Source organism: Acinetobacter sp. FY731 (assembly GCF_059515905.1).
In genome coordinates, this window is sequence record NZ_JCAKNB010000001.1 from 306,566 (window position 1) to 329,212 (window position 22,647).

The window sequence follows — 22,647 nt, forward strand, 5'->3', positions numbered from 1 at the left end:
CTATGCTAGACCAGATAAAGCTCATTTACTTACATACCATTTGTTTCTTTTACGAATAAATATCCTTTACTACGTACTGTTTTAATACGTTTAGGATTTTCAGGATCATCACCAATTTTTGGACGAATACGTGAAATACGAACATCAATTGAACGGTCTTGACCATCGTACTCAATACCACGTAAACGTTCGAAAATATCTTCACGAGATAAGATACGACCTGCATTTGAAGCCAATAACCATAGCAAATCATATTCAGCACTTGTGAAGTCAACAAGTTCACCATGTAATGTCACTGAACGACCACCATTATCTATGACTAAGTCGTCAAATTCGATGCGTTGAGCAACTTCATCTTCTGGTGCTTTGTCTGTACGACGAAGTAATGCACGAATGCGCGCTAAAAGCACACGTGGTTGAACAGGCTTAGCAACGTAATCGTCTGCGCCCATTTCTAGACCAAGAACTTGATCCATATCTTCTGTACGTGCTGTAAGCATTAAAATAGGTTGATGATAATGCGGACGTACTTCACGACAAATGGTTAAACCATCGGCACCAGGTAACATCACATCAAGCACAACCATATCTGGTTGCTCTGCAATAATTCGACGAATGGCACGGTTGCCATCTGGTTCTACCCCAACTTCTAGTCCATTACGGATTAAGTATTCTTGAGTCAGACGCGCAAGACGCTCATCGTCTTCAACAATCAAAATTTTAGGTAACTTTTCTTCTTGGCTCATTAGATGCCCCTTTATTAGTCATAACGTATTCTTTATAAATCCAAGAGATACGCTTAAATATATCACTGCAATATACACACGTTTACATTGTAAACAAGATTCTGTTCACGAAACAGATACATCAAAGTAGCAATTTGTTATATTTTTTTACGTATTGGATTATTTGAAATTTTCATTTTATGACAATTTTTCGCCTCAAAAAATAACACAAAAAGTTACAATTAGTATTAAATTTGATCTATTTCATTGTTTGATCAGAAACTGTCTGCTTGTTCTAAACCTTTTTTAGTTATCCACAAGTTTATCTATAAGCACTTAATCTCAGCTTTGCTATGCTATGCCCTTGTGCCATAAGGCATCATTAAGCAATACAAAAATTATGGATTTTTTTGTAAATAAAGATTAGAAAAGCAAGAAAGAAAAAAGAGAAATGTCAATATTGATCTAAGCTATTTTTTCCCGTATCTTGTGTGTAAATCAAATCTAAACCACTAAGTCTTGTGTTTATCCCTCATACACTGTGGCCTATTTTCTGCCCAGTTCAAATGGTCCATAAACATAAAAATAGATGACATATGGAGCTATGCTGACAATGAGCGTAATCACATCAACACCCGGTCAAATTCAGGTGATTAAACGCACTGGCGATGTTGCTGCTTTTGATGCAGAAAAAATTGCCGTTGCGATTGGTAAAGCTTTTTTAGCAGTTGAAGGTCAACAGAGCACAGACTCTAGCCGCATTCATGATCGTATTTCTCAGCTTACAGAAATGGTATTAAATACCTTCAAGCGTCGTTTGCCTTCTGGCGGTACTATTCATATTGAAGAGATTCAAGACCAAGTAGAACTTGCGCTTATGCGTACTGGGGAACAAAAAGTTGCACGTTCTTATGTTATTTATCGCGAACAACGCGCTGAAGCACGTAAGCAAACAAATGCACACCACCATCCTACATTACAAATTACGGGAACAGATGGTCAGCTTGCACCTTTAGATTTAAGCCGTCTTCAAGCGACTATCGAAAAAGCAAGTGAAGGTTTAGAAGGTATTGACGTTCAAGCGATTATCGATGAAACAGTTAAAAACCTTTATAACGGTGTAAAAGCGACTGACATCTCTACAACAATGATGATGGCAACGCGTACTCGTATTGAACAAGAGCCAAACTACACCTATGTAACAGCTCGTTTGTTACGTGACAACTTAGTTGCAACAGGTCTTGAGTTCTTAGGTCTTTCGACAGAAACTTTAGAAAATGATGCTTTAGAAACATTCTTGAAAAAAGGTGTTGAACTTGAGCTTCTTTCTCCAGAATTATTAAAATTTGATCTTGCTAAATTGGCAGCAGCGATTCAACCAGAACGCTCAAACCAATTTACATACTTAGGTCTTCAAACTTTATTTGACCGTTACTTCATTCACTCTGATGGCGTTCGTTTTGAATTACCGCAATTATTCTTCATGCGCGTTTCAATGGGCTTGTCATTAAATGAAGAAAACCGTGAAGAACGTGCAATTGAGTTCTATAACTTATTATCTAGCTTTGATTACATGGCTTCTACGCCTACGTTGTTCAACTCAGGTACTTTACGTCCTCAGCTTTCTAGCTGCTACTTAACAACCATCGCAGATGACCTTTACAACATTTATGGTTCTATGCGTGACAATGCCCTTCTTTCTAAATGGGCAGGTGGTTTAGGTAATGACTGGACGCCTGTTCGTGCATTGAACTCGTACATCAAAGGTACAAACGGTAAATCACAAGGTGTTGTTCCATTCCTTAAAGTGGCAAACGATACTGCTGTTGCGGTTAACCAAGGTGGTAAGCGTAAAGGTGCAGTTTGTGCATACTTAGAAACTTGGCACTTAGACATCGAAGAATTCCTAGAGCTTCGTAAGAACACTGGTGATGATCGTCGTCGTACACATGACATGAACACAGCGAACTGGGTTCCTGACTTATTCATGCAACGTGTATTTGAAGATGCTGAATGGACTTTATTCACACCATCTGAAACGCCTGATCTTCATGATTTAACAGGTGCTGAGTTTGCTGAGCGTTATGCACACTACGAAGCAATTGCTAAAGAAACTGACATGCTTCATAAGAAAGTACGTGCTAAAGATTTATGGCGCAAAATGCTTTCTATGTTGTTTGAAACAGGTCACCCATGGATCACATTCAAAGACGTTTGTAACTTACGTTCACCGCAACAACATGTTGGCGTAGTTCACTCATCTAACTTATGTACAGAAATTACGTTAAATACAAATCAAGATGAAATCGCAGTTTGTAACTTAGGTTCAATTAACCTTGTCCAACACGTTCAAGGCGGTGTTTTAGACCGTGAAAAACTTGCTCGCACAGTAAAAACTGCTGTTCGCATGCTAGATAACGTAATTGACATCAACTACTACGCTGTTGAACAAGCTCGCAACTCGAACTTGAAACATCGTCCAGTTGGTATGGGTATCATGGGCTTCCAAGATGCTTTATACGAAATGCAAATTGCTTACGGTTCAGATGAAGCGGTAGATTTTGCCGATGAGTCTATGGAAGTGATTTCTTACTACGCAATTTCAACATCTAGCGATTTAGCTGTTGAGCGTGGTGCTTATGAAACATTTAAAGGTTCATTGTGGGATCAAGGGATCTTACCAATTGATTCTTTAGACCTTGTTGCTAAATCACGTCCTGAACGTATGTTCGAAGTTGACCGTACAACTCGTTTGGACTGGGATACTTTACGTACTAAAGTTCAAAAAGATGGTATGCGCAACTCAAACGTAATGGCGATTGCTCCTACTGCGACAATCTCTAACATTTGTGGTGTTTCTCAGTCTATCGAACCGACTTTCCAAAACCTTTATGTAAAATCTAACCTTTCAGGTGAATTTACAGTGATCAACCCGTACTTAGTACGTGCGTTAAAAGATCGTGGTCTTTGGGATTCTGTAATGGTGAACGATCTTAAACACTTCGAAGGTTCTGTTCAGAAGATTTCTCGTATTCCTGACGAATTAAAAGCAATCTTCGCAACTGCATTTGAAGTTGAGCCACGTTGGATTGTTGATGCTGCATCACGTCGTCAAAAATGGATCGATCAAGCACAATCTCTTAACCTTTACATCTCTGGTGCAAATGGTAAGAAATTGGATATGACGTACAAAATGGCGTGGTTACGTGGTCTTAAGACAACGTATTACCTTCGTGCATTGGGTGCAACTTCTGCAGAGAAATCTACAATTAACACTGGCGCATTGAATGCTGTTAAAGCAACAGCAACTGCTGCTCCTGTTGTTGCAGCGCCTGTAGTAGAAGCAACGAAACCTGAAGCTGTTGAAGAAGAAGGTTTTGGTCAAGCAGCTCCAGTACCGATGGCTTGTTCAATTGACAATCCTGATTGTGAGGCTTGTCAATAATTAGATAATCCTCCCCGACCCTCCTTTTTAAAGGAGGGAGAAAAGTCCCTCTTTCTTAAAGAGGGATTTAGGGAGATTAAAAAATACAAACAAAGGAAACACTCATGGAACATATGACGCATAACTACATGTTAGGGCTCGTTGCCTTGGTTGTTTCCTTTATTGTCTTGTTTTACATCCCACTGGGTTACATTTGGGTAAAAGTAAGAAAACAACAGCGTAATCAAAATAAGTAGCGTGGAACTTTGCTTGTTTTCGAACAAGATTAAAACAAAGTTTGGTAAAACTTAATTTTGCTTACACAAATTAAGCGTATAGTAGGGACATCTCAACTTCGTAAGTTAGATGTCTAAATAAAAGATATAAAGCAACGAAGAGAGAATTAATATGTCTATCCTTAGTTGGGACGATTTCGAAGATGATGAACCGAAACAAACTGCATCAACACAGCAGTCTGCGCCCGTCGAACCGCAAAAAGCGACTGATTCGCAAGTGGTATCTCATGCAAGCAACAAATCGTCGAGTGTGGCAGCTCCACAACTCACTCGAACCGTTGCAAGCCGATCAACAGATCCAGCCGATCCGTTGGCAAGAGCATCTAACGCTCTAGAAACTTTAGATGTTGCACCTGGCTTAGAAGAGCTTGAAATGGGTGCTCAGCGTGTACAAGTTGATGATAAAGCAATGATTAACTGTCGTGCTGACTTGAACCAGCTTGTACCATTCAAATACGAATGGGCTTGGCAAAAGTATCTAGACGGTTGTGCAAACCATTGGATGCCTCAAGAAGTTAACATGAACCACGATATCGCACTTTGGAAGTCTGAAAATGGCTTAACTGAAGATGAGCGTACTATCGTAATGCGTTCTTTAGGTTTCTTCTCTACTGCCGATTCTTTGGTTGCAAACAACTTGGTTCTTGCAATTTATCGTCATATTACAAACCCTGAATGCCGTCAGTATATTCTTCGTCAAGCATTTGAAGAAGCAATTCATACTCACGCTTACCAATACTGTATCGAATCTTTAGGTATGGATGAAGGCGAAGTCTTCAACATGTACCGTGAAGTACCGTCAGTAGCTCGTAAAGCGGCTTGGGGCTTGAAATATACTCAGTCTTTAAGTGATCCTACTTTCCAAACGGGTACACCTGAAAACGATCAAATCTTACTTCGTAACTTGATTGCATTCTATTGCGTACTTGAAGGTATTTTCTTCTACTGTGGTTTCAGCCAGATCTTGTCTATGGGTCGTCGTAATAAGATGAACGGTGTTGCTGAGCAATTCCAATACATTTTACGTGATGAGTCTATGCACTTGAACTTTGGTATCGATATGATTAACCAAATCAAGATTGAGAACCCTCACCTTTGGACTGCTGAGTTCCAAGAAGAAATCATTCAAATGATTCTTGAAGGTACTATGCTTGAAATCGAATATGCACGTGACACTATGCCACGTGGTGTATTGGGCATGAATGCTGCGATGATGGAAGAATACTTGAAGTTTATTTGTAACCGTCGTTTAAGCCAATTGGGCTTACCTGAGCAGTTTGCTGGTGTGAATAACCCATTCCAGTGGATGTCTGAGATGATGGATTTACGTAAAGAGAAGAATTTCTTCGAAACTCGTGTGACGGACTACCAAACTGGTGGCGCGTTAAGCTGGTAATATTTAGTATCGTCACGCGACACAAGGTTTGTCAAAAACGACACATTGTTTGTCAAAGAACGACGCATTGTTTGTCAAAAAAAATAGAGCCTTAATGGCTCTATTTTTTGTCCAACTCTAAATTAGAGTTTCCAAATATTTATATTCACTTGAGTCCAGAGAAAAACAAGAAGTTAAATTATCAAATGCTAGTATGCTAATATTTCCATCTAAACTTTTAATTATTCTAATTATATTATCTAATAATACTTCAGAAGAACAAGTTGATGAGTTCAACTTTTCCATTAGGTCTTTGTACTTAAACCACAAAGCTTCGTGTACGATACTTATCGAAGTATCTATATCTTTTATTACTTCCCTTCTCAACCCACAATAAATAAACCAAGTTTCAACAATTTTTTGTGGATCAACTAAAGGATTAAATTCCAATAGTTTACTAATGAGGCTCAATAAAGCATCAGATGATAAATTATGTATATCAACACAATTAAACATATCTAAAAATAACTTTTGTTTAGACCTAAAATCAGTATTTCGACTAATCAAATTATCAAAAATTAATTTAAAATGAGTATTCTCATAACTTAAAACATCTGGTAAACCTAAATAATAGTTAATAGTTTTTCCAAGCAAATCCGCCCCTAAATTTATATCAACAATTCCAAGAGAAAAGCTATCTACTATTTTTTTATAGAACTCATTGTCATTTAAAACATCTTTATCATAAAGAAATTCCAATATATTAAAAACATTCCCGAATAAAATATTTGGATTCTTTTCCTGTATAAACCAAGTCAAATATAAGTCATCGGTCAACAGCAAACCTTCTTTATCCTTTAAAGCATAGTCATATTTAAAAAAAGTTGCCTCATCATCATTAATTAATTTTAATTTTTCTATATTATTTTGGATTGCTTTTAAAATTGAACCAGATATCTGACCATTAATAGATATTGGTTCATGAGTACTCAAATTTATCTTTTTAAACACTGAATCAACAATAGAAAACTTTGGCAATACTTTTAAAAATTCATCTAGCATATTTAAATCATTTAGAATTAATAATGATGTTTCCTCAAATAAAATAGTATCCGAAGTATCAATCAATTCTTTGAACTTACTTTTTTCCATCTGAGGAGCATGTATGACTCTAAACTCCAACTCTTCCTCTTTAGAACATTTTGATAATACCCATGTGGTATAAACATCTCGTGTATTCTGCAAATAATGTCCACGCATGAAAAATGGTATAGGAAGCTCCCTATTTCTTAACTTTTGTTTATTACTCTCCCAAAGTTCTTCTTGCTCTGCAGTAACTCCTGTTAATTGCCTTAAAGCCGTTAATAAAGATTCAGCCCCTTCCTCAGCATCTACATTTGCTCGTCTGAGAACTGTTGAATTAGGAAAGGTAGCAAAATATTTATTACATCTTTCTTGATAATTCTTAATTTGTTCATCATTTTCAAAAGGAGCATATAACATACATAGTTGTAAATAATCACCTTCTTGTTCGCAGTTAGTTGGGTCTATTAAGGTACCGTATTTTAAAATTGCAGTCTTAAGCTTTGAGTCATATTCAGATCTATTAATATAGACAGCGATAAGACGTCTAACAGTTAAAATTATATTTTGAGTATGAGTTGAATTGGATAGATTTTCTTCAAGAAAATCAACCACATTATCAATTAGACCAAGTGAAAGAGATAAAGAAATAAAAAATTCTTGTTCTTCTCTGCCTATATCTTCTGACTTTATAACATCTTTAATAGTCTTATAAGCAATCCCAACTTTACCTTGATTTTGTAGGGCAGCAGCTTGTACTAACTTCCATCTAGAAACAGCTATACCTTTAGCTATATTTTTTTCAGCTAAGGTCTCAGCTTCTTGCCATCGTTCTGTAGTAAAAAAAGCCTGGGCTAAATCCAAATATCTATTCTTACTAAGTTCTCTTACACTTAAAACATGCTCAGAAAGTTCAATTATTTGGTTTGCAGTTTGTTCATGTTTAGGATCTAAATAGGACAATAATTGTTCTGCAATTACGAATGGCTTACCAAGCTTCAAGTAAGTTTGATATAAATCTTGAGCAAACTCCTTGCCCCGAGTCTTATCCAAGTTTGATTCCGAAACAAACTTCTGAATAGCTATAAAAGCCTCTCCGTTAGGCAATGATTTAATGATATTTTCATATCTTTCAACTAATGCTTTTTGAAAAGTTGCTTCAGCTATTTCAATCCCTATACAAAAAATTGCTGGAGTATTTTCTCCAGGGGAGCTTAATAGGATACTTTCATACTTCTGTATTAAACCTAAACATTGGTTCGACTTCCCAGAATGATAGTAGGAAAGAACCTGTATTCCACATTCATCAACATCTAAAGTGTCTAATTTTTCTAGTAACTCTAGTGTTCTCTTATATTCTCTGATATTAAATAATATGCGAATATATGATCTTATTATTTCTGAATGGTTAGGTCTTTCAACCAAAATTTCCTCAATATAGAAACCAAAGTCTGATAAATTATTAAAGTATCCATAAACTAAGCAACTAATATCCATTAGAATAGTCACATCATGTGGATAACCTAATTTTCTAGCAGCACTCCATGCTTTTTTGATAAAGCTATAAGATAATTTCATTCCATCAATATCGTAGTCCGGATGGCCTTGAAAAGGGAGAATATCCCCACCCACCCCTATCTGATTTGACGATTTATGAAAGTATCTTCGAGCTGCTAATGAATTAAAAATATATTTTTTTCGCTCATCTTCAAATTCATCAGCAATATTTTTTTCAATTAAACTATCTAGATCTTCATACAGTTCACCAAGAGTACAAACAACCATTTGCATCATGATTTCATTAGGATGCTTACTTCTAAGCATTTGAAGTGCTTCTGGAGATCTCCCTAAAATTGCAAGCGATTTAGCTTTGAGTGAACATTCTTGAAAATCATGTTCGTCTAAAACTTCAATAAGTTTTTCAAGCTCAACATGTGAAGGCATGGAATCCAGTTTAAATTTAGACTCTAAGTAGGCAAGACGATAACGATTCTTCAAATTTTGCTTATATGCTAATTCAAAGTGTGCTTCGGCATCATCAAAAAAACCTTCACAAGACAATATGTTACCTTTTTGGTAATAGAATTCTGCTAACTCATGTGCACTAAATAGATCCTTTTTAAGATCTAACTTATTCAAGATTTCTTTCGCATCATTTATACGATTATTTGATAAGCAATCTGAGCAATTCTTCAAATCTGTTGATACTTCCCCTTTAGGATTATCAATCCATGGAGCTTCACTTTGCTTTTCAATACTTTTTAATATTAATGGTTTTTCAACTATAGCATTTGTGAATAGCTCAATGCTTTCCACCGAAGTCTTATTTGGAATCTGAATCTTCTTTTTTAATTCTGTAACTACAAATTTTTCTAAAATTCTGTTTGAATAATATTCATAAACATCTAAAGAAGTATGTAAAATATTATTTACAGGAATTCTAATCGTAATAGTACTTTGAGTCTTTAACTTATGTTCATTTGTTGAAAACCATTCCTCTTCTAACCAAAAATAATAAATTGGGCAATTTGGCAGATCTTCCTCATTTTCACTCAAATCAACCACAGCAACCATTACTAAAGGTTCTTGTTGACGATAACTATTTAAAGTCGAAACATTAAAATCATATGAAATAAAAGTCTTATCAGTGCTATACGATGGAACCGTAGTACCTTTTAATTGCAAATAAAAACTATATTTCACGTAGTTTTCATTAGATTTTAGTTGAATCGTATAATCAATACCGAAATCTGTGTCGCCAGCTAATGGGGTTTCAATCCAGGATTTAGGTAATTTAATCCCTAATGCTCTTGCGGCCAAACGACCTATTTCTTGACTACGCCCCTCTTTTGGTAAATTTTCCATATTTTGGAGCCCTATTCCAATTATTTAAATATTTAATTAATAGAATAATATCAAAAAATAAAGACTTAATTTATCGTCAAGTCGTACTAGCAGTAAAAGTTCTTCTTATTTATAAAGTTCATAAAACCTCAATAGAATTCATGACACAAAGAAATTTATTTTAGTAATTGAGGAAGTTATTTAATTCTACTTGTAAAATTTTTAACCAATCTATTAATTCAATCACATCAAGTCTTCTTTCTAAGATTTCAACTTTGGAAACGTACGATTGAGGCTTATTCAAACGACGTGCAAGTTCAACCTGAGTCACATTTTTAGACTCACGCAGTTCTATAAGTTTATTAATTAGGTCTTGATACCTAGGATCGTGTATTGAGCGCATAGCTCAATATCAGTTACAATTAAAAATATCCCAAAATAGGATATTTTTAATTTAACCCTATCTGTTTACTGAATTTTTTCTTTTGGATAATCAGTGAACGATAGTCTAGGAATTCACTGTGAAGCAAAAATTTTCTATAGCTAAAATCAACAGCATTGTTAAAAAGAATTTAGCAGGTGTAAGTGTTGAACAGATTTGCGAAGAGTACAAAATCAGTGTTGCTACTTTCTATCGCTGGAAAGCAAATTATATAGATATCAATGAGAAAATTCTGATTCGCTTAGATAAATTGGAACAAGAAAATTTGGCTCTCAAACAAATGTATGCTGAAGAAAGGTTGTCTAAGCGCCTGAAAATGTAAGGCGTTCTCACCCAAATATCGAATTTCTACATAGATATTTTACTTTAGAAGTATATTAGATAGCACCCAGCGTCATGATAGTCGATTCTTTAAATAGATTATGAAACCTAACCTTTTCCAAAAAATCGGATGAGATCCTAACGTCTTTTTTCCAAGTATTAGTAACCAATTTTTCACTGTACATCTTTGAAAATTGAGTCCTTAATATTTGTAGATGCATTAGAAAATCTTCTTTGAAGCTATCGCTTAATATTGATTCCTCAGGGTCTACTAAAGAAAACACTTGGGAATGCATCAATAAAATTAAGCTTTCACTAAAATGTGAATAAGGTTTTTTCATGCAAATAATAAGTAAGGTTCGATAAATAGCTCTGCTGATATCGACAATGCTACTAGTGTCCTCGACTCCCATTCGATAAAAAATTACCAGTGCAGCTAAAGCATCTAAGCTAGCTAATCGCTCTAGCTGTATCAGTTTTTTAGACGATAACCTATCAACTAACTTCCTATCACAATTATATTTATTGGGTTTATAAAGTATCCTTTGAACTTCCCACGACAGTTTTCCAATACTGTCTTTTAAAAGTAAATCTAAATTTATTGAATTTTTCATGGCTTGCCAAAGCACATGATTAATGATCAATGAGCTGCCTTGTACTACTGCTTCAGCTTTGTCTATAAGTTTTGGATGAGGAACATTTAAACCATTCTTATAGTTCCTCCATTTCCTATCATTATCAGTTACACACCCATTCACTACTCTAATTTTATCAGGCTCAATCATTTTTGCTATTTGAGACGGTAGTTGTGCATTTAAACCATGCTGTAAGTATGAATACCATAGTGCAACCCGTATTTGGTCGGTTACATCCCTTTTGTTAGCTCTAACTTTTCCAATATTTTCGTTTTTCAAAACATAACCCATAAAATTTAAACCAAATATTTAAATATCAATTACTTAAAAAAATATTTCCGGAAAAAGTTTAGTGATTTATTCAACTTGTACAGATATAGTCTCAAGTATAAGCTTTTGTTGAGACAGGTTACTACCAGGAACTCAATGGAAATCCATCCCATAGTCGATGCAACTACAATAGAAAAAGAGTTATTCGATCGTTACGGCCCGCTAATGACAGATGATGCACTACGAATCGCTTTAGGCTACAAATCCACGGAAGCCTTTCGACAAGCGTTAACGCGTAAAACAGTCCCAGTTCCTGTTTTTAGTATCCCCAATCGGCGTGGCAAATATGCCTTAGTAAAGGATGTTGCTACATGGCTGGCAAATCAAAGGAATGCTATTTTAGATTCTCAAGATAACCATTAAATTCTCAATAATCGAAAATGACCTTGGAGTGATTATGAAAAGTTAGAAAAAAAATCAATAAAAAACGGACCCTTAAAAGGATCCGTTTGTGACTTTATATAGAAGAATATAAAGACCTGAGAATCATAGTATCTTCTCTATATCGTCACCAGTCAAGTGAGTGCTATTCAATAGTAATAGTACAGATTAGCTCATTCTCAAAAATCTATTGAGAATAGGATTACTTCTGGATGAACAGATATGCCTTATCGAACCGTATTTTTAAAAACTGATATTCAAACAAGTATCCTAGAACAAATCAGGATAGCTTTTGAATCAACTGCAAATGTAGCAGCCACACTTCATGGACAACGCAAAATCTACCAAGGTGCTTTTGGTCGTCGAACTTCACTTTTCCCGAGTGAAAAGTGTTGCGGAGCAATACCCTTAGAAAGCCGACTTGAACTCGCTCATGCAATCTCATTAGAACAAGATCCCAACATCTTAAATTATCGCTCACAAGCATTAAAAATCTTGCTAGCCAATGAACAGTATTGTTTTCCAGATTTCTTGGTTCAAACAAAAGAAGGTGCTTATGAGGTTCATGAAGTCAAACCATCCATAGCATCATTATCAATAGATGACTTAAATCGCTTTGCGATACTTTCTGATCTACTCCACTCAATGGATATTACTTTTAAGCTAATAGATCACTCAAACTTACCAAGTGAAACAGAAATATCTCAACTGCTTTACTGGTATCAGAGAGGACATCGATTCAGCTGGAGTACTTTCGAAATCAATTATGCTTTAGACCTGTTAAAACTCAATGAATTTGAAAACTCAAATCAAGCCTATAAAACACTTGAATCAATAGGCCTCAAGCAAGAACTAGCTGATTATTTATTTTTTCATCAAAGAATAACAATTAGCCCAATCAAACAAGAAATCAGTGAGGGCTATTGACATGAACAATGTTCTTTTAACCCCACAACCAGGTTTTCGTTTTTATTTTAAAGAACATCCTGACTATATTTTTGAAATCGGTTCTGTAACCTATAATGATATACGATATGCATCCATTGCTGGTGGAAAGTCATTTTCAATTAATCCGAATGAGTTTGAAAGCCGCTACAAAGTAGGTGAAATTCTATGTGTATTTTCACCTGATAAGCTGATGATCAACCCTAAACACAGTTCAGAAATACACCGTAAAGAACGTTATGTTATAAGTGCTCTTCAAACTCTAAAATCCCCTACGAGCCCTCAAAATTTATCAAAATTAATAGAGCATATCTCCACTGAAATTAAAGATTCTAACCCTCCTTCCTGCCGTACTGTCGCAAGATGGATCACTAAATATAAAAATTTTTCGCAGAACAAGCTCTGTTTACAAGATAAATATATAGGTAATCATCACTTAAGATTCCCACCTGAAGTCTACCAAATTCTGAATCAAGCAATTAATGAAGTCTATTTGAAACCTGAATTTAGAACTGGTAAAGACGTACAAGCCTATATGCTTGGTCGATTCATAGAGCAAGGGATCTCATTGGAAAGTTACCAACACTGAGGAGTATCCAACGACACATCAAAAAACTAGACCCTTATATTAAATTAAAAATAAAGAAAGGATCTCGTATAGCGAAGAAAACTTTTCAAGCTGCCGGCAAAAGCATTATTAGCCCTTTTGCTCTTTATATGGTCGAAATTGATACACATTATCTCGATATTATTATAGTCGACCCAAAGAATAAGGTTGCTTTAGGACGACCATTTCTTGCTTGTGCAATTGATGTTTATTCAAGAGCAATTGTAGGTACGTATATCAATATGTATCCACCTAGCGCTGCAACTACTTTAGAAACAATTAAGGACATGGTTACTCGGCCGAATCATAAATTACCAGGAGGTATTCCGAGTATTATCATTCCTGATAATGGAATTGAGTTTAAAAATAATTCACTTGCGCGAGTGTGCGAACAGCTGAAAATTACTTTGACTCCTTCTCAAGTGGGTACTCCAAATAACAAGCCTCATATTGAACGCTTTTTTAGCACACTTACTCATGGGATCCTTCAAAAGTTACCTGGCACAACTTTTTCAAATCCGATAGATAAAGGGAGCTATAACTCCAATAAAATTGCTCAATTAACTTTAGAACAATTGAAAAAATATATAGATACATGGATCCACGATGTCTATCACAAATCTATTCACCATACGACTGGTCGCTCTCCTATTATTATGTGGCAAGATGCAATTGAAGATATTCGCCCCAGTTTTCTCACTGATATAGATGCAAAAATTTTATGTCGCAGGCCTATTGAAAGAAGTATTAATCACGGTCAAGTCCGTGTAGACGGCATTAGTTATTTTTCTCATTCACTTACAACACTACAAGCACAAGGCATAAAAACCGTTACTGTGCTAATTGACGATTTAAATTTAAATGAAGTTTATGTTGTAGACCCTAATAATAAAGATGTAGTTATTCAAGCAGACTCAACCAATCAAAATTATACATTTGGCTTGTCACGCGTAACACATCTTGAAGTGCAAAAGTTAAAGAAAGCCCAAACTCGATCTGACAAACAAAGGATTGGTCCAATGTCGGACTTATATCACCTGTATAAACTTATGCACGAGATACAAAGCAATCTTATTAAACATAAACCGAGATTAAAGCCCCTTACTTTAGAACTTCCCAAACAATTAAAAAAAGTTGAAGAACAGCTTTTTTCGGAAGAGAAGCATATATCTGAACAACCTGTTTCTACTATAAATACACCAACACCAATTGAGCAGTTTGGTTCTTTGGAGGTATTGAAACATGGAAAAATTTGATAATCGATTCGATAAAATTAGATCTATTAACAATATTGTCATTACTTCAAATGAGTTTATGACAGCTTTTACAGGTATACAAGATTGTGTCAAAAGAAGTATTTCCTATAGTGAACCAGTTGGAAGTATGTTGCTCGCAGAGGGTGGATTAGGAAAAACAACGTTGTGCAAAACAATTTTAAGTTTGATGCCACGTTCAGAAAAAACAGTAAAGGATTATAAAAAATCTATTATTCCAGTATGTTATGTCGAAGTCCCCTCACCAGCTACTGTAAAGTCATTGGCCATAATGATGCTTAAAGAACTGGGAGATGTTACTTGTGAAAATGGATATGGAACAACTGAATATCTAACAAGTAGGCTTATTCATTTACTTGCTCAATGCGAAACTAAGCTCATATTTTTAGATGAGTTCCATCATTTATTTGAACGTAAACCTACATCGACGAGAATGAATCGGACTACGGGGAATTGGATTAAAACTTTAGTGAATAGAACTGGGATCAGTTTTTGCTTGGTTGGTTTACCAGAGTTCGTCCCACTACTTCAAATTGATAGCCAAATTGCACGTAGATTCCCATTCATTTACCAGTTAAACCCATTAACTGTTGATCCCATACAAGGTGGGAGTATGCTTGCCTTTCTCGCTGAAGTTTCAAGAACACTTAATAAACAGAATATCACCTTCTCGCCAGCACTAGATAGCCAACTTGTAAGCATGCAAATTCAATTGGCAACGAGAGGTTATCACTCATACATCATGAGTCTGATTAGAGAAAGTATTACGCATGCTTTAAACGATGGAAGGCAAGTCGTTAATTCTAATGATTTTAGTTATGCCTGGAAACTAGGTATCACACTATACATTAGCAAACAAAGTAAAAATCCATTCGAAATGAATATTTCTCAAATCATATCACTCATGAAATAAATATCATTATGCAAAATTCTCTTTTAATACAAGCAATCCCTTATGAAGATGAATCGCCAATCAGCTTCCTACTCAGAACCGCAAAACTTAATGCACATAGCTCAATCTTTAATTTAGTTGGCAAAGAAAACTATAAATCCATCATTAAGAAATCTCTTAATTACCATCTAGCGGATGATGTTCGCTTTGGTTTAGTTTTGAATGCTTTAAATATAGATAGTGAATATGCTTGTCTAGCTTTTGAAAGATCAGGTCCTACAAATAGATCTCCAAGAACAATAGGTGCTATTGAAGTTCCTCATGAGTTATTTGAATTAGACAACATACGCTACTGTCCTATTTGTCTTGGAGAAAGTGCATATTTAAAAAAATTATGGATGCTCAAACCAATTTACGCATGTCCGATTCATTTATGCTTTTTAATTGATTCTTGTCCAAACTGTGAGAATCCAATTACATCAAAAGCAGGTGTTCAAAACTGTTCTTGCTGTGGTTATGAACTTGATAAAGCCCCAATCAGAGAAGCAAACTCTATTGAAACCATTTATTGGTTTATCGACGTTCTAAACTTCAACTCCAACAAATTATTCAAAGAGTTTGCAGCTTGCTGGAATGCTTTTAATAACTTCTTTAAGTTCGATAGATCTAACACCGATTTGAAAGTTTTCCTTTCCGTATATGAATACTTTCATCATCCTGAACTTTCAGCACTCAAGCTCAGTGCTCTTATTAATTCTAGAATCAATTACTCACATCCTAGGGTACAGTTAATACCATTTTTAAAATATGAGAATTTTTTCAAGAAGCACATTAAAGTCGTTGAACAAAATGCTGATGAATACAAAATAAGTGAAAAAAGTATTTCTATAAAACTTAGAAACCATCAGATAAAACGTATTTTAAAAGTTTCACGTTTTGAGCTTGAGAAATTGATTGAAAGCGACTATCTAAAGCTAGGGAAAAAAGAGCTTTATCGTGGAAATATATCGAGTATAGATATAGAGCGCTTTCTTTTAGGTTTAATAGACAAGGATGAATGTATAGCTGACACACTGCGTGACACGACTATCGTTAATGGCCACATTTGTCTAAAAGAAATTTCTAAAGTTTTAGAAATCAATTATGAAACTGCTCGTAAACTAGCAAATATTGGATGGTTCAATTTAGAACAAAATGAACTAGATGTAGCTACTCCTAAGCAATATTCAAAGAACAAACTTCATGAATTCAATAGAAAATATATGCTGATTGCTCCTTTAGCAAAACAGTTGAAAGCATCCCCTACAAATCTCGTGGAGAAATTAGTATCAATAGGTATTAAGCCCGTTCATGGACCACATATTGACTCTACGCCCATTAACATTTTTTTAAAGACAGATGTTCAAGATATAAGTACAGCTGATTTAGAGGTCATTAAACACTATCCAACACGTACAGGTAGACAAAAAGACAAGTCAGAATCAATAACTACCAGTACAGATTATTACTCTTTAAAAGAAGCAGCTGCACTTTTAGGAATTAGCCCGAATAAAGTTGCGGTACTTGTTCAAAAAGGGATTCTTAAAAAAAAAGAGAACAGTCCTATATCTGTTCAAATTGAAGCTTGCTCCCTATTAAATCTTAAGAATAAATTATTAAGTGATGAGTTTATTTCTTACTTAGACGCTGCAAAGCGATTGAACTGCCCTATAAATTGGATGAAAAAATATTGGGGCGATACAGGCTTCTTATACATTGAAGATTTAGTCTATTGGAAGCTTATTTATAAAAATGAGCTTACTGAAGTTCTAGATTTAAAAGAAAAATTCATTACTGGTGCTGAGGCAAGCTCTCTTTTAGGTATGCGCCACTCTCATGTCACTAACTTACAAAAGCAGGGTCTCATAAAGCCTCACTATTTTGGAAAAACAGATAAAAAAGTAAGACTTTTCAATAAAAATGAAGTTTTAAAATTTGTAATACAGTAATTTGATGATGTTCTTCAGATCCCACCTAATCTTTATGTTGGGATCTTCTTACAATTAATAAAGCCTCATTAGGAACTTCAACTTTAACTTTTATTTTAACTTCATTTCCATTTCGATCTTTGGTTTTAGTTATATATTGAATTAAAGCATTCTTACCAACTCCTTTTAAGAGGATTTCCCCTCCTTTTATTTCGATATATTCACCTTTTTGTTGTCCAATTTTTGATTTTGGAAAAAAATCCTTAAATCCTGCTTTAATATAGATTAAGCTATTTTTTTCATCTTCCCTCACAGAGCCTAGTGCCATATTAATAAAAATATTCTTCGATTTTTCAGCATAAAAAGCATATACAGTACTTGGAACAAGTAAAATATAAAGTAGCATCATTGAAAGCTTTATATTTTTTTCATCACTTTCATTTTCAACTAATTTCTCGTTATTATTTTTTAAATTCTCTATAAATTTATCAATAAAAATTTTTAAAAGAATACTTAAAAAGAGCATTACCAATATATTTATTGATTTCCCACTATAAAATGTTAATGCAAAAGCAAAACCAAAAATGTAAAACAAAAATTTAATAAAATTATTACTTACTCTCTTAAAGAAAACTTTTAAATCTAACTTTAAAAAATTTAGATCTATTAACCCTTTAGACAATATTATTACTAATGAAAATAAAACTTTAAAAAAATCCCTTACCGCTCTTAGACAAAATAATAAAACACTTCCAAGTGCATAGTGTGAACCCAAAAAAAATGCATATACGAATAAAAACTTTATTGTAATTAAGAAAAATAAAAGGCCATCGCCTAATGATAAGTCCGTAGGAAAATAATCAATATGCCAAAAATATAAAAGGATAAGACATATACCAGCACCTATAGTAAATTTAGCAATAGACCCACTATTATCAACAATTAGCTTAATTTTCTGCAACAAAAAAAGAGTAAAGTTCACTTATTCCCCATTTGTATTTTCCTTTTAAATCAATTTTTTAATCAACAAACTATTCATGCTAAGATTATGAGAAGTCTATTAACTATACAATATTTATTAAATTTAGATCATGATCCCGAGAACTCTGTGGTATCAATTTGATGATACTCAAAAAAAAATTAGTCAACATGAAATACTTGAAATAACAAATTCATTGGTTATTTTAGGTGAAGCGGGAATGGGAAAATCTAGCCTTTTAGAATGGCTAGGAAACTTAGAAAATTACGCATATTGTACTGCACGTCAATTACTAAATCGTGCTGATCCCCGCCCTCTTCTTGGTAAAAATAGCATATTAGTTATTGATTCACTCGATGAGGTAAGTTCGAAAAATGATGGTGATGCCGTAGATGGGGTATTGCAAAAGCTTGAATTTTTAGGATATCCAAAATTTATTTTAGCATGCCGTGCAGCGGATTGGAAAAGTGCTACAGGCATACAAGCTATAAGAGAACAATATTCAGAATCACCTTTAGAACTTCATTTAAATCCTTTTGCTCAAAATGATATGGCTATATTTCTTGAACAAAACTTTAGCATCCAAAGAGCTCAAGAAATTATCACTCACTTTACAGCTAAGAATCTGGATGATTTGCTAGGAAATCCTCAAACTCTTAGTTTAATTGCTAAAGTCGCAATTCAGGGAGAACTACCTGGATCTTTAACCCAATTATTTGAACAAGCTATAGAAATTTTAAGAGCAGAACATTCGGAATCTAAATCTGAAGCACAACTGCCAAGCGAAGTTTCACTTGATGCAGCAGGAGCTGCTTTTGCCAGTTTAATCATGACAGGTAATGAAGCTCTTTCTAGAAAATCAATTATAAATATAACTGACGGTGAACTACCGATAAGTGAAGTAAAACTACTCCCTGGCACTGAAAAAATTGATCTAGTATTAGGCTCACGCCTTTTTCGGTCTAATGGCGTAGAACGTTTTACTTACATTCATCGTCGAATTGGTGAATTCTTGGCAGCAAAATGGCTAGTAAAACTAGCTGATACTAACCGAAAACGTAAGCGTCTTCTATCCTTGTTCCATAGCCATGAATTTGTTCCGAGTAACTTACGTGGTTTACATTCATGGCTACTGAGTGACCCTGCTTTAGTCTCAAGTATTATTAAAGCAGACCCTATAGGTATTCTTGAATATGGTGATGTAGGAACCATAACAGTAGAGCAAGCTCAAACTCTACTAAATAGTATTCAAGATTTAGCTGAAAATAATCCTAGTTTTTATAACTTTTATAATAGAAATGGATACAGCATTCGAGCCTTCACAATGCCAATAATCTTATCTCAAATCCAGAAAATTATAATTCAACCTGATACTCCCTTTGGCTTTAGACTTTTTTTAATAGACGTCATTAAAGGATATCAACTTCCAAATGATTTTATCCAAATATTAACTAACCTTATTAATGATTCCAAAATAGAATTTGCAATACGTAAATCAGCTGGTGAAGCTTTAGCTGTTCAAGAACAATTTATAAATTGGTCTAGTATATATACGTCCCTATTTCAATTATGTGATGAGTCATCTATTAGATTAGCAATAGAGTTATTAGATGATACTGGCTACAACCAAACCAATGATGCTTTAATTGCTAATCTTGCTATTTCATATTTAAAAATGAATAGTAATACTGTCGGACCATTGTGGTATTTACAAGAAAATCTACCTTTAGAACAAATTGAAAATATTCTAAATTCTTTTATTATCGGAGTTAACACTTTAGATAAAAATGATTATTCAGAAATTAAAAGTGAAGCCAAAAATTTTGCATATCGATTAATTCTAAGATTTATAGAAAATTATGATATCACTCCTAAAAAGCTATGGGATTGGCTAAAACCTTTTGGGAAGGTATTTGGATATCAAGATGAAAATGTTCAAAAGTTAGCAAAATTTTTAAAAAATGATTACAAATCAAAGCAAAAATTACAGTATATGGTTTTGCTAGATTTACCATCTGAAGAAAATATTTGGCAAAGAAGCATGTATCTTTCAAGCCGATCTTCTGGTTTAACTCTTACTCCTGAAGATCTAGTTTTTATTCTTAAACAATTATATTTAATAAATTCTACAGATGCTCGCTGGAAAGAAATTGTTCAATTAATACGACATGATGGTGAAATTGGCAAGGAGGTAAGAGATGCTGCGTTACCCTTTACTCTTAATAACAAGAATGATCAAAATTGGTTAAATCAAATTTCCGTCGTTGAATTAGAAAGTTGGCAAATTAAAGATCTTGAACGTAAAAAACAAACCGAAGTCAAAAAAACTGCTGATAGAGCCAAGCAAAGATTATTTTATATTCCAAATATCGACCGATTACGCCAAGGTGAATATGAAATAATACTTAAACCAGCCAAAGTTTATTTATCTCTGTTTACTGATATTAGTAAAGAAATACCGCCACATGAACGCATATCTGATTGGGTGGGAGCTGATATTTCTGAAGCATGTATGGATGGCTTTGAAGCAAACTTAGTTAAAAATCCACCTGATGTTAGTGCACAAGATATTGCAATTATTTTGCCTCAAGGGAAATTCTACCAAGTAGGTTATATTCTACTAGTTGCATTAGCTGAACGTGTTAGAAATAATAAATATTTTCTTGATCTACCAAATGAAAGACTAATAGTTGCTTACCTTCTTCTATCACATCGTCGGTATGATGAGATTGCTGGAATCAATAATCTTTATACATATATTATTGAAGAACTTCAAAAAAGAGGAATTTTCAAAGAAGCAATACAAACTTTTTATGAACCATACTTTATAGCTCAATGCACTCATATTGGTGGGCTATCACAATTTATGAGAAAAGCAGAATATGCTGAATTAGGTACTGAATTAGCAACAAATTGGTTGAGTAAATTTGAAAATCTTAATATCGAGGATGAAAAGGAACTTGCTGATTGTTTACTACACAATGGAAAATTTGAAGAATTGAAACAGCTTGTTCCTTCCTTAGATTTATTAGCTGATGAAGAACGATTAAAATACTGGATATCTGTCAGCATACTTATAAATTTCAAAGAAACAATCAATAGTCTAGGAAATCAACCAATTGATAAAAGTTTAATTTGGACTTTACGAGATAGAATAACTGGTCGCTACAGAGAGAATCATTATAAAAATCTATTAGATACCAATCAAATTGAGTGGATTATTACAACTTTCCGAAAACTATGGCCAAATGTAGGCCACCCTATCGGAGGAACATTTGGTGATACAAACCCTTGGGATGCGTCAGAGTTTATCATTCAGCTTATTAAGCTATTAGGTAAAAACTACTGTGACGAAGCTTGTGAAGTCATGAAACGGCTAAAAATATCATCTTTCGACGGATATACAGACTTAATTAAAACAGTACAGTATGAGCAGAAACTAATTCGTAGCGAACATCTTTATGTGGCACCTACTATAAATGAAATCAAAGCAGTCATAAATAATGATGAACCCCAATCGATCTCTGATCTACAAACTGTCATATTAGATGAGCTAAGTATTGTCCAAGCAAAGATTATAAGTGATGACGCTGAATCTTGGCGTGGATTTTTCAATGACCAAGGTAAGCCTTTTGATGAAGAACGATGTCGAGATCATCTAATTGGTTTACTTCGCCAAGGTGAGAAAAAAATCACATATGAACCTGAAGCACATGTATCAGGTGACAAAGAAGTTGATATCACTTGTGCTGTAGGCAAAATTCGTCTACCAATTGAAATAAAAGGTCAGTGGCACCCTAACCTTTGGACTGGAGCAGACAATCAACTTAATAAATTATATGCCACTGATTGGAGAGCCAAAGGTAGAGGTATTTATCTAGTACTCTGGTTTGGAGAGAGATCTGATAATAAAAAATTAAAAACACCAGGGAGAGGTAAACTCAAACCTACTACCCCTCATCAACTACAAGAAATGTTGGTACTAAATAGTCGACCAGCTCAGGAAGGTAAAATTAATATAGTAGTTCTTGATTGCAATAGAACAAGACTTTGAAAACACATTTTCAAAAATTGTCATAGGTTGTGTCGTTTTATCCAAAAAATGACATAGGTTGTGTCGCTGATCA

At 34.3% G+C, this 22,647-nt stretch carries 14 protein-coding genes and 1 pseudogene; 10 read left to right on the forward strand and 5 right to left on the reverse strand.

Annotated elements, in window-relative coordinates:
• Window positions 1-29 precede the first annotated feature (29 nt).
• On the reverse strand, window positions 30-746 hold the full coding sequence (bfmR, locus tag AC5YC8_RS01570) for a response regulator transcription factor BfmR (protein ID WP_154772953.1): 717 nt from the start codon (window positions 744-746) through the stop codon (window positions 30-32).
• A 592-nt stretch (window positions 747-1,338) separates the two neighbouring features.
• Here bfmR and AC5YC8_RS01575 point away from each other — a divergent pair.
• The 3 genes from AC5YC8_RS01575 to AC5YC8_RS01585 all read left to right on the forward strand — a co-directional run bounded on the left by AC5YC8_RS01575 (window position 1,339) and on the right by AC5YC8_RS01585 (window position 5,841).
• The gene (locus AC5YC8_RS01575) at window positions 1,339-4,170 is read left to right on the forward strand and encodes a ribonucleoside-diphosphate reductase subunit alpha (RefSeq protein ID WP_496163314.1); all 2,832 of its coding nucleotides are present in this window, start codon (window positions 1,339-1,341) and stop codon (window positions 4,168-4,170) included.
• Window positions 4,171-4,274: 104 nt separating this feature from the next.
• The gene (locus AC5YC8_RS01580; RefSeq protein ID WP_496117391.1) at window positions 4,275-4,406 is read left to right on the forward strand and encodes a hypothetical protein; all 132 of its coding nucleotides are present in this window, start codon (window positions 4,275-4,277) and stop codon (window positions 4,404-4,406) included.
• Between the two features lie 151 nt (window positions 4,407-4,557).
• Window positions 4,558-5,841 (forward strand): ribonucleotide-diphosphate reductase subunit beta, encoded by a 1,284-nt coding sequence (locus AC5YC8_RS01585; protein ID WP_496117389.1) that lies wholly within the window; start codon window positions 4,558-4,560, stop codon window positions 5,839-5,841.
• A gap of 117 nt (window positions 5,842-5,958) precedes the next feature.
• Here the strand turns inward: AC5YC8_RS01585 and AC5YC8_RS01590 are convergent, their stop codons facing one another.
• Window positions 5,959-9,768, reverse strand: a complete 3,810-nt coding sequence (locus tag AC5YC8_RS01590) for a DUF4365 domain-containing protein (protein WP_496163315.1) — start codon at window positions 9,766-9,768, stop codon at window positions 5,959-5,961.
• Window positions 9,769-9,928: 160 nt separating this feature from the next.
• Complete coding sequence (locus AC5YC8_RS01595; RefSeq protein ID WP_496163316.1) at window positions 9,929-10,150, reverse strand: helix-turn-helix domain-containing protein; 222 nt, start codon at window positions 10,148-10,150, stop codon at window positions 9,929-9,931.
• Between the two features lie 118 nt (window positions 10,151-10,268).
• Here AC5YC8_RS01595 and AC5YC8_RS01600 point away from each other — a divergent pair, with 118 nt between their 5' ends.
• Entirely contained in the window at window positions 10,269-10,511 is a 243-nt protein-coding gene (locus AC5YC8_RS01600) for a transposase (RefSeq protein WP_496163317.1), read from the forward strand.
• A 55-nt stretch (window positions 10,512-10,566) separates the two neighbouring features.
• On the opposite strand, the gene AC5YC8_RS01605 is transcribed toward AC5YC8_RS01600, so the two are convergent.
• Window positions 10,567-11,436 carry a hypothetical protein gene (locus tag AC5YC8_RS01605; RefSeq protein ID WP_496163318.1) on the reverse strand — a complete coding sequence of 290 codons (870 nt, stop codon included), beginning with the start codon at window positions 11,434-11,436 and terminating at the stop codon, window positions 10,567-10,569.
• A gap of 135 nt (window positions 11,437-11,571) precedes the next feature.
• On the opposite strand from AC5YC8_RS01605, the gene AC5YC8_RS01610 reads away from it, so the two are divergent.
• From AC5YC8_RS01610 to AC5YC8_RS01630, 5 genes and pseudogenes are all read left to right on the forward strand, one after another.
• Window positions 11,572-11,838: a hypothetical protein gene (locus AC5YC8_RS01610; RefSeq protein ID WP_004891668.1), complete on the forward strand. Its 267-nt coding sequence runs from the start codon at window positions 11,572-11,574 to the stop codon at window positions 11,836-11,838.
• Window positions 11,839-12,078: 240 nt separating this feature from the next.
• Window positions 12,079-12,783, forward strand: a complete 705-nt coding sequence (locus AC5YC8_RS01615) for a TnsA endonuclease N-terminal domain-containing protein (protein ID WP_486923863.1) — start codon at window positions 12,079-12,081, stop codon at window positions 12,781-12,783.
• 1 nt (window position 12,784) lies between these two features.
• Window positions 12,785-14,664: pseudogene (locus AC5YC8_RS01620) on the forward strand (TnsB C-terminal domain-containing protein).
• Window positions 14,651-15,595 (forward strand): TniB family NTP-binding protein, encoded by a 945-nt coding sequence (locus tag AC5YC8_RS01625; protein WP_486923865.1) that lies wholly within the window; start codon window positions 14,651-14,653, stop codon window positions 15,593-15,595. The pseudogene AC5YC8_RS01620 and the gene AC5YC8_RS01625 overlap by 14 nt, the downstream one beginning before the upstream one ends.
• Before the next feature lie 8 nt (window positions 15,596-15,603).
• Window positions 15,604-17,562 carry a TniQ family protein gene (locus AC5YC8_RS01630; protein ID WP_496163319.1) on the forward strand — a complete coding sequence of 653 codons (1,959 nt, stop codon included), beginning with the start codon at window positions 15,604-15,606 and terminating at the stop codon, window positions 17,560-17,562.
• Between the two features lie 25 nt (window positions 17,563-17,587).
• On the opposite strand, the gene AC5YC8_RS01635 is transcribed toward AC5YC8_RS01630, so the two are convergent.
• The gene (locus AC5YC8_RS01635; RefSeq protein ID WP_496163320.1) at window positions 17,588-18,523 is read right to left on the reverse strand and encodes a hypothetical protein; all 936 of its coding nucleotides are present in this window, start codon (window positions 18,521-18,523) and stop codon (window positions 17,588-17,590) included.
• A gap of 109 nt (window positions 18,524-18,632) precedes the next feature.
• Here AC5YC8_RS01635 and eruA point away from each other — a divergent pair, with 109 nt between their 5' ends.
• Entirely contained in the window at window positions 18,633-22,574 is a 3,942-nt protein-coding gene (eruA, locus tag AC5YC8_RS01640) for an NACHT domain-containing antiphage protein EruA (protein ID WP_496163321.1), read from the forward strand.
• Window positions 22,575-22,647: the final 73 nt, after the last annotated feature.

Coding starts and splice junctions, on each gene's coding strand:
- bfmR (WP_154772953.1), bottom strand. CDS start 746: ATGAGCCAAGAAGAAAAGTTACCTAAAATTTTGATTGTTGAAGACGAT.
- AC5YC8_RS01575 (WP_496163314.1), top strand. CDS start 1,339: ATGAGCGTAATCACATCAACACCCGGTCAAATTCAGGTGATTAAACGC.
- AC5YC8_RS01580 (WP_496117391.1), top strand. CDS start 4,275: ATGGAACATATGACGCATAACTACATGTTAGGGCTCGTTGCCTTGGTT.
- AC5YC8_RS01585 (WP_496117389.1), top strand. CDS start 4,558: ATGTCTATCCTTAGTTGGGACGATTTCGAAGATGATGAACCGAAACAA.
- AC5YC8_RS01590 (WP_496163315.1), bottom strand. CDS start 9,768: ATGGAAAATTTACCAAAAGAGGGGCGTAGTCAAGAAATAGGTCGTTTG.
- AC5YC8_RS01595 (WP_496163316.1), bottom strand. CDS start 10,150: ATGCGCTCAATACACGATCCTAGGTATCAAGACCTAATTAATAAACTT.
- AC5YC8_RS01605 (WP_496163318.1), bottom strand. CDS start 11,436: ATGGGTTATGTTTTGAAAAACGAAAATATTGGAAAAGTTAGAGCTAAC.
- AC5YC8_RS01610 (WP_004891668.1), top strand. CDS start 11,572: ATGGAAATCCATCCCATAGTCGATGCAACTACAATAGAAAAAGAGTTA.
- AC5YC8_RS01615 (WP_486923863.1), top strand. CDS start 12,079: ATGCCTTATCGAACCGTATTTTTAAAAACTGATATTCAAACAAGTATC.
- AC5YC8_RS01625 (WP_486923865.1), top strand. CDS start 14,651: ATGGAAAAATTTGATAATCGATTCGATAAAATTAGATCTATTAACAAT.
- AC5YC8_RS01630 (WP_496163319.1), top strand. CDS start 15,604: ATGCAAAATTCTCTTTTAATACAAGCAATCCCTTATGAAGATGAATCG.
- eruA (WP_496163321.1), top strand. CDS start 18,633: ATGATCCCGAGAACTCTGTGGTATCAATTTGATGATACTCAAAAAAAA.